Origin of the sequence: Mycobacterium sp., from assembly GCF_049673265.1 — a bacterium.
In the GTDB taxonomy this organism is placed as follows: Bacteria; Actinomycetota; Actinomycetes; order Mycobacteriales; family Mycobacteriaceae; genus Mycobacterium.
Genome location: NZ_JBATXN010000677.1, coordinates 1 through 7,676, shown reverse-complemented (window position 1 = coordinate 7,676; position 7,676 = coordinate 1). Strand labels below are relative to the sequence as shown.

The 7,676-nt window shown below is 64.1% G+C and carries 8 protein-coding genes; 7 read left to right on the top strand and 1 reads right to left on the bottom strand.

Annotation, left to right across the window (positions count from 1 at the left end; all coding sequences use genetic code 11):
- Positions 1-132: 132 nt before the first annotated feature.
- The 5 genes from rplP (at position 133) to WBF82_RS23005 (ending at position 4,549) form a co-directional block, all read left to right on the top strand.
- On the top strand, positions 133-549 hold the full coding sequence (gene rplP, locus WBF82_RS23025; protein ID WP_424385244.1) for a 50S ribosomal protein L16: 417 nt from the start codon (positions 133-135) through the stop codon (positions 547-549).
- Positions 549-791, top strand: coding sequence for a 50S ribosomal protein L29 (rpmC, locus tag WBF82_RS23020; RefSeq protein WP_424385243.1), 243 nt, complete (start codon positions 549-551; stop codon positions 789-791). Before rplP ends, rpmC begins: the two co-directional genes overlap by 1 nt.
- Positions 791-1,177 carry a 30S ribosomal protein S17 gene (gene rpsQ / locus WBF82_RS23015; protein WP_424385242.1) on the top strand — a complete coding sequence of 129 codons (387 nt, stop codon included), beginning with the start codon at positions 791-793 and terminating at the stop codon, positions 1,175-1,177. Before rpmC ends, rpsQ begins: the two co-directional genes overlap by 1 nt.
- A gap of 123 nt (positions 1,178-1,300) precedes the next feature.
- Positions 1,301-3,652 (top strand): arylsulfatase, encoded by a 2,352-nt coding sequence (locus WBF82_RS23010; RefSeq protein WP_424385241.1) that lies wholly within the window; start codon positions 1,301-1,303, stop codon positions 3,650-3,652.
- Between the two features lie 12 nt (positions 3,653-3,664).
- A complete protein-coding gene (locus WBF82_RS23005; RefSeq protein ID WP_424385240.1) occupies positions 3,665-4,549 on the top strand; it encodes a formylglycine-generating enzyme family protein in 885 nt (294 codons plus the stop codon).
- Here WBF82_RS23005 and pstS read toward each other — a convergent pair.
- Positions 4,542-5,642 (bottom strand): phosphate ABC transporter substrate-binding protein PstS, encoded by a 1,101-nt coding sequence (pstS, locus tag WBF82_RS23000; protein WP_424385239.1) that lies wholly within the window; start codon positions 5,640-5,642, stop codon positions 4,542-4,544. The two genes, WBF82_RS23005 and pstS, sit on opposite strands and share 8 nt — an antisense overlap.
- Positions 5,643-5,928: 286 nt before the next feature.
- Here pstS and WBF82_RS22995 point away from each other — a divergent pair, with 286 nt between their 5' ends.
- Positions 5,929-6,864 (top strand): DUF4436 domain-containing protein, encoded by a 936-nt coding sequence (locus tag WBF82_RS22995; protein WP_424385238.1) that lies wholly within the window; start codon positions 5,929-5,931, stop codon positions 6,862-6,864.
- 41 nt (positions 6,865-6,905) lie between these two features.
- Positions 6,906-7,676: DUF222 domain-containing protein (locus tag WBF82_RS22990; protein WP_424385237.1), on the top strand; the 771-nt coding region annotated here is incomplete at its 3' end.

Sequence of the window (7,676 nt, the reverse complement as noted above, 5' to 3'; positions counted from 1 at the left end):
AGCGGCGCCGCGGGCACGACGGCGACCAGCACCGAGGCCGGCCGCGCCGCCTCGGGCGCTGAGGAGGCTGCGGTTCCCGCACCGCCGGCGGACGAGCCGGCCGTCGAGACGCAGAGCACGGAGAGCTGAATTATGTTGATTCCCCGCAAGATCAAGCACCGTAAGCAGCACCATCCGCGTCAGCGCGGTATCGCCAGTGGCGGCACGCAGGTGAGTTTCGGTGACTACGGTATCCAGGCGCTGGAGCATGCCTACGTCAGCAACCGCCAGATTGAGGCGGCGCGTATTGCCATCAACCGGCACATCAAGCGTGGCGGCAAGGTGTGGATCAACATCTTTCCGGACCGTCCGCTGACCAAAAAGCCTGCGGAAACCCGAATGGGTTCCGGTAAGGGCTCGCCGGAGTGGTGGATCGCCAACGTCAAACCGGGTCGCATTCTCTTCGAGCTCAGCTACCCGAATGAATCGATCGCCCGGGCCGCGTTGACCCGAGCAATCCACAAGCTGCCGATCAAGGCACGCATTGTTACCCGAGAGGAGCAGTTCTGATGGCAGTGGGAATTTCCCCTGGCGAACTGCGTGAGCTCACCGACGAAGAGCTGATCGAGCGGTTGCGCGAGTCCAAGGAAGAGCTGTTCAACCTGCGTTTTCAGATGGCAACCGGCCAGCTGAACAACAATCGTCGACTTCGCACGGTGCGCCAGGAAATTGCGCGCGTCTACACCGTGCTACGTGAGCGTGAACTAGGCCTGGCATCGGGTCCCGATGGCGCAGGGAGTGAGGAATCGTAATGGCAGAGGCCAAGACCCCACAGAAGTCCGCGGCGAAGAAGGCACCCGCGAAAGCCGCTCCGAAGAAGGCCGCCGCAGCCAATGCGACGGCGGGCGGCGCCAAGGGCGACAAGCACACGCCGCGTACCCCGAAGCCCCGCGGTCAGCGTAAGACCCGCATCGGTTACGTGGTGAGCGACAAGATGCAGAAGACCATCGTCGTCGAGCTGGAAGACCGGGTGCGTCACCCGCTGTACGGCAAGATCATCCGGACCACCAAGAAGGTCAAGGCGCACGACGAGAACGGCATCGCCGGCATCGGCGACCGCGTCTCGCTGATGGAGACCCGTCCACTGTCTGCGACCAAACGCTGGCGGCTGGTCGACATCCTCGAAAAAGCCAAGTAGAAGCTCTGCCGAGGCAGACACAAAGGGCCCCCAAAAGCTGTTTATTTTGGGGCTTTTCGTCTGTTGGCCAGGGTATAGTCGCATCCGGTATCCCGGGGGTCCACTACGAGAGTGAGGCCAGCGATGACGACCGAGTTCAACGGCAAGATCGAACTCGACATCCGTGATTCGGAGCCGGATTGGGGTCCGTTCGCCGCGCCCACCGCGCCGCACGATGCACCTAACATCCTTTATCTGGTGTGGGATGACACCGGCATCGCGACGTGGGACTGCTTCGGCGGTCTGGTCGAGATGCCGGCGATGACGCGCATCGCTGAGCGCGGCGTGCGCCTCTCGCAATTTCACACCACCGCGCTGTGTTCACCGACCAGGGCGTCATTGCTGACGGGTCGCAACGCGACCACTGTCGGTATGGCCACGATCGAAGAGTTCACCGACGGTTTTCCCAACTGCAACGGCCGGATTCCGCCCGACACCGCACTGCTCTCCGAGGTACTCAACGAACGCGGCTACAACACCTACTGTGTCGGCAAGTGGCACCTGACGCCGCTGGAAGAGTCAAACATGGCGTCGACCAAGCGACACTGGCCGACATCTCGCGGTTTTGAACGCTTCTACGGGTTCATGGGCGGCGAAACCGACCAGTGGTATCCCGACCTGGTTTACGACAACCACCAGGTCAACCCTCCGGGCACACCCGAGGACGGCTATCACCTGTCGAAGGACATCGCGGACAAGACCATCGAATTCATCCGCGACGCCAAGGTGATTGCGCCAGACAAGCCGTGGTTCAGCTATGTATGCCCTGGCGCCGGGCATGCCCCGCATCATGTCTTCAAAGAATGGGCGGACCGCTACACCGGCAAGTTCGACATGGGCTACGAGCGCTACCGCGAGGTGGTGCTGGAAAAGCAGAAGGCAATCGGGATCGTTCCGCAGGACACTGAATTGTCGCCCGTCAACCCCTATCTCGACATTAAGGGACCCAACGGCGAGCCTTGGCCGTTGCAGGACACGGTGCGGCCGTGGGACTCGCTGACCGATGAAGAGAAGAAGCTGTTCAGCCGGATGGCGGAGGTTTTCGCCGGCTTCCTGAGCTACACCGATGCTCAGATCGGCCGCATCCTGGACTACCTCGAGGAATCGGGCCAACTGGACGACACGATCATCGTGGTGATCTCCGACAACGGCGCCAGCGGTGAGGGTGGCCCGAATGGATCGGTCAACGAGGGCAAGTTCTTCAACGGCTACATCGACACCGTCGAAGAGAGCATGAAGCTCTTCGACCACCTCGGCGGACCAGATACCTACAACCACTACCCAATTGGTTGGGCGATGGCCTTCAATACGCCCTACAAGCTGTACAAGCGCTACGCCTCCCATGAGGGCGGCATCGCCGACACGGCAATCATCTCCTGGCCCAACGGCATTGCGGCACACGGCGAGGTCCGCGACAACTACGTGAACGTCTGCGACATCACCCCGACGGTCTATGACCTGCTGGGCATGACACCGCCGGAGGCCGTCAAGGGGATCTCGCAGCGACCATTGGACGGCGTGAGTTTCAGGGCAGCGCTTGATGATTCGACTGCCGACACGGGCAAGCAAACCCAGTTCTACACCATGCTCGGAACCCGCGGGATCTGGCATAACGGCTGGTTCGCCAACACAATTCATGCGGCCACGCCTGCCGGATGGTCGCATTTCGATGCCGATCGCTGGGAACTATTTCACATCGAGGCCGACCGCAGCCAATGCCACGACCTGGCCTCAGAGCAGCCCGAAAAACTAGAAGAACTGAAGGCGCTGTGGTTCTCCGAAGCCGCCAAATACAACGGTCTGCCGCTGGCGGATCTCAACATCTTTGAAACGCTGGGCCGCTCCCGGCCCTATCTGGTGGGCGAACGGGCCAGCTACATCTACTATCCCGACTGCGCGGATGTCGGCATCGGCGCCGCCGCCGAACTTCGCGGCCGCTCGTTCGCGCTGCTGGCCGACGTGACCGTGGATACCACCGGCGCCGAGGGTGTGCTGTTCAAGCAGGGTGGCGCCCACGGCGGGCATGTGCTGTTCATCCAAGACGGACGGCTGCACTACGTGTACAACTTCCTCGGTGAGCGCCAGCAGTTGATTTCGTCGTCGGATCCGGTGCCGCTGGGCAGACATCTTCTCGGCGTTCGTTATTCGCTGACCGGAACCGTGCAGAACAGCCACACGCCACTCGGTGAGGTGACGCTGTTCATCGACGACGCCGTGGTGGGCACGCTCGCAGACGTGATGGCGCACCCGGGAACGTTCGGATTGGCGGGTGCGGGCATCACGGTCGGGCGCAACGGCGGTTCGGCGGTGTCCAGCCGCTACAAGGCGCCGTTCGCGTTCACCGGTGGCGGCATCGCCCAGGTCACTATCGATCTTTCCGGGCGCCCGTACCGGGATGTGCAAAAGGAACTGGCACTGGCTTTTTCGCGCGACTGAGATGCTGAACGTATGCCGACCGATCTAGTTGAATTGCCGTCCGGATCATTCCGGATGGGGTCGACGAGCTTCTACCCGGAGGAGGCGCCGATCCACACCGTGGCCGTGGCGGCCTTCGCGGTGGAACGGCATCCGGTGACCAATGCGCAGTTTGCCGAATTCGTCTCCGCGACAGGGTATGTGACGGTCGCCGAGCAGTCCATCGATCCCGCGCTCTATCCGGGCGTCGACCCGAATGAGCTGCCTGCGGGCGCGATGGTGTTTCGTCCGACGCCAGGCCCGGTCGACCTGCGCGACTGGCGGCAATGGTGGGTCTGGGCGCCGGGCGCGAGCTGGCGGCACCCGTTCGGGCCGGACACCGACATTGCCGACCGGCCCGATCATCCCGTCGTGCAAGTGGCCTATCCCGATGCCGCGGCATATGCGCGCTGGGCCGGGCGGCGACTGTCGACCGAGGCGGAGTGGGAATACGCGGCTCGCGGCGGGACCACCACCATGTACGCATGGGGCGACGAGGAGAAGCCCGGCGGAAAGCTGATGGCCAACACCTGGCAGGGCACGTTCCCCTACCGCAACGACGGTGCGCTCGGTTGGCGCGGAACCTCGCCGGTCGGTGCGTTTCCACCGAACGAGTTCGGCCTTCTCGACATGATCGGCAATGTCTGGGAATGGACGACGACCGAATTCTCTGCCCACCACCGGCTGGATCAGCCGCCGAAGGCCTGCTGTGCGCCGTCGGGTCCGGCTGACCCGACCATTTCGCAGACGCTCAAGGGCGGCTCGCACCTGTGTGCACCGGAGTACTGCCACCGGTATCGGCCGGCCGCGCGGTCACCGCAGTCGCAGGACACCGCCACCACACATATCGGATTTCGATGTGTGAGCGAGCTCAGCTGATCGCGTCGACCGCGCTGGAGACCCGTGATTGGAAGTCGGGCGGCAGCGGAATGTACCCGTGCTTGTCCAGATCGATCTGGCCGGGGCCGAGCGTTGCCTGCAGGGCGGCTTTGACCGCTTGCCCGACTTGGGGGTCGGCGTATTTGGAGCAGACGATCTCGTATGTGGCCATCACGATCGGGTAGACGTCTTCTTGGCTGGGGTTGTAGAACGACGAAAGGTCGAGCACGAGATCGTTGCCTTTGCCGACGATCTTGGCCCCGGCGATGGTCTTGCCCACGGAGTCGGTGCCGATGCGTACCGGGCGTCTCGACTTGCGGCTTGCCGGGGTTTTGATCTCGGCGGCGTAAAGGCCCTCGTCCATCGCGAATGACAACTCGTTATAGGTGATCGCGCCTTCGGTGTTCTTCACGGTCGCCGAGGTACCTTCGTTGCCGATGGCGCCGGTGCCGACGCCGCCTCTGAACTCCTTGCCGGTGCCCTGAGTCCAGGTCCCGCTGGCTGCGGACTGCAGGTAGGACTGGAAATTGGCGGTGCTGCCGGACTTATCGCTGCGGTAGATGACCTTGATGTCCTCTGGCGGCATCGATGCGTTGAGTGAGGTGATGGCCGGGTCGTCCCAGCGGGTGATGCTGCCGTTGAAGATCCCGGCCAGCGCGGGCGCGTCGAGCACCAAAAAGTCGACGTTGTAGAGGGTGTAGGTAATGGCCAACGGGCCGAACACCACCGGCAGGTTCCAGGCGTCGGCGCCGTTGCAGCGCTGCTTGGCGGCGGCGTACTGGTCGGCGGACAGCGGTGTGTCCGATCCGGCGAAATCGCTTTTGCCAGAGAGGAAGTCGCTGATCCCGTTACCCGAGCCGTTCGCGGTGTAGTCGAGAGTGTGCCCAGGGCAGGCCTTACCGTAGGCCAGGACGAACCGTTTCATCGCGTTGGCTTGTGCGGTCGATCCGCTGGCGTGGATGGTCGCCTTGCCGCCGCAGGTCACGACTTCGCTGGCGTAGGCCATGCTGGTGTGCGGCACCTCGCAGCCCGACAGCACGATGGTGCCCGCAGACAGCAAACTCGCGGCCGCGACTAAACGCTTGTGCTTCATGGTGATTCCCTCACGCCGATCGATTCGTGTTGAGAATTGCAGTTGTTGGAACCCGCAGGCAAACCAACATCAGATTAACTGGTCAACGCGCCGCCCGCCGCCCGGTTTCGGGCGAAAATGCCTGCAGGGGGCCAATATTGAACGACGCGTTACCGATGGATGGCCAACGGGTGACGGGTTTTCGCCAGTCTTGCCCGGCAAAGTTGTTTCGCCGCGCGGCCGGCACCGCGGTTCGCTAACCTGACCCCGTGCTGCCCCGCCCGTCGCGACTTTCCGGTGGCGACCAATGACCGTTGACGCTCCACCGACAGCGCCGCCGTCACCCCCTTCGCCGCCGTCGCCGCCGAAGGAGAAGCGCTCGCGACGCGGGATCGCGTTCGGGGTGGCGATTCTGCTGGTTTTCTTCGCCGCCTATGGTCTATCGCTGCTCGGCGTCCGCCTACTACAACGGTCGGAGGGCCCGCTTCCCCGACTGGACCTGAGCCGGGCCGGACCCGATGAAACCGTGGTCCAGATACGCCTCGAAGAGCTAAAGCCCACGACGAATCGCCTCACGGTGAATGTGCTTATTTATCCGGGCGAGTCGCTGGAAGACGAACGCTTCGAGGAGCTGAACACCGACATTGCGGTGCGGCTGTATCCCGCGAACGACCTGGGAGACATCCAATTCCCGAAAGGAAAAGCGCCGGCGCAGGTCAGTACCACGATCCAGGCGCACGGCGATCCCGGTAATTGGCCATTCGACTCGTACCACACCGAGCCCCAGTCGGCCGATGTCTTCGTCGGGACCGGCGCCAACCGTAAGCGAATACCCGCCATTGTCGAGGTGACTGGATCGATGGACGGCTGGGACGCCCAGGTCAGGCACTCTACCGACAGCAGCGAAACCGGACGGCACAACAACAACAGCGCCGTCGTCACCCTGCATAGGGCTAAGGGCCCGCTGCTCTTTGACCTGGGCATCATCCTGGTCCTGATCAGCCTGCCCACCCTGGCGCTGCTGGTGGCCATTCCGATGGCGTTGGGCCGGCGAAAGTTCGTGCCGCCATTTGCCACCTGGTATGCCGCGAACCTGTTCGCGATCGTTCCGCTGCGCAACATCCTTCCCGGCGCCCCTCCGCCGGGGTCCTGGATCGACCAAGCTCTCGTGCAGTGGGTGCTGCTCGCGCTGGCCACGGCGATGGCGCTGTATGTCTACGCCTGGGTCCGGCAAGGGGACTGACCCCCCAACTTTTGTCGGTGGGTTGTGGCATGCTCGAACGCATGTTCGAAGACGTGCGGGCGCGGCGGGCGATGATGGCTCACTGCGAGGAGTACTGGGAGGGCCGCTATCCCTCGACGACGCCGGAGTCGGCGGCGCTGCTGGATCGGATCTGCGCCGCGACCCGGGCGGAGAACCGGGCCGCTGCAGCCGGATTGGCCGCGATCGGGGAGCTGTTTGGGTATCGGTTGTCGCGCTGCAGCGACACCGAGGACTGGGCGGTTGACACCGAAGAGGCCGTCGCCGCCGAGGTCGCCGCGGCGTTGCGGATCAGCCAACCGCTGGCGGGTAGCCGGCTGCGCTATGCCCGGGCCATGCGCGAGCAGCTACCTGCGGTGGCTGAGGTGTTCAAAGCCGGCGATATCGACTTTCGGATGTTCGCCACCCTGGTGTATCGCACCGATCTGATCACCGACACCGACGTGTTGGCCACCGTGGACGCGACGCTGGCCGCCACTGTGGGGCGCTGGCCCTCGATGACCCGGACCCGGCTAGCTGGCCAGATTGACGTGATCGTGGCCCGGGTCGACGCCGATGCGGTGCGGCGACGCAAGGCGCGCCGGGCCGGTCGGCAGGTCTGGATCGCCGACCTTGAGGAAGGCGGGATCTCGCAGATCAACGGCACCCTGGCCACCCCGGACGGGCATGCGTTAGACCAACGGTGGGATGCGGTGGCGGCCACGGTGGGCGCCCACGATCCGCGCAGCCGCGCCCAGCGCCGCGCCGATGCCCTCGGCGCGCTGGCCGCCGGGCCCGATCGGCTGGGTTGTCGC

Excerpts from the sequence above, each read along its gene's own strand:
- rplP (WP_424385244.1), top strand. The coding sequence starts at position 133 with ATGTTGATTCCCCGCAAGATCAAGCACCGTAAGCAGCACCATCCGCGT.
- rpmC (WP_424385243.1), top strand. The coding sequence starts at position 549 with ATGGCAGTGGGAATTTCCCCTGGCGAACTGCGTGAGCTCACCGACGAA.
- rpsQ (WP_424385242.1), top strand. The coding sequence starts at position 791 with ATGGCAGAGGCCAAGACCCCACAGAAGTCCGCGGCGAAGAAGGCACCC.
- WBF82_RS23010 (WP_424385241.1), top strand. The coding sequence starts at position 1,301 with ATGACGACCGAGTTCAACGGCAAGATCGAACTCGACATCCGTGATTCG.
- WBF82_RS23005 (WP_424385240.1), top strand. The coding sequence starts at position 3,665 with ATGCCGACCGATCTAGTTGAATTGCCGTCCGGATCATTCCGGATGGGG.
- pstS (WP_424385239.1), bottom strand. The coding sequence starts at position 5,642 with ATGAAGCACAAGCGTTTAGTCGCGGCCGCGAGTTTGCTGTCTGCGGGC.
- WBF82_RS22995 (WP_424385238.1), top strand. The coding sequence starts at position 5,929 with ATGACCGTTGACGCTCCACCGACAGCGCCGCCGTCACCCCCTTCGCCG.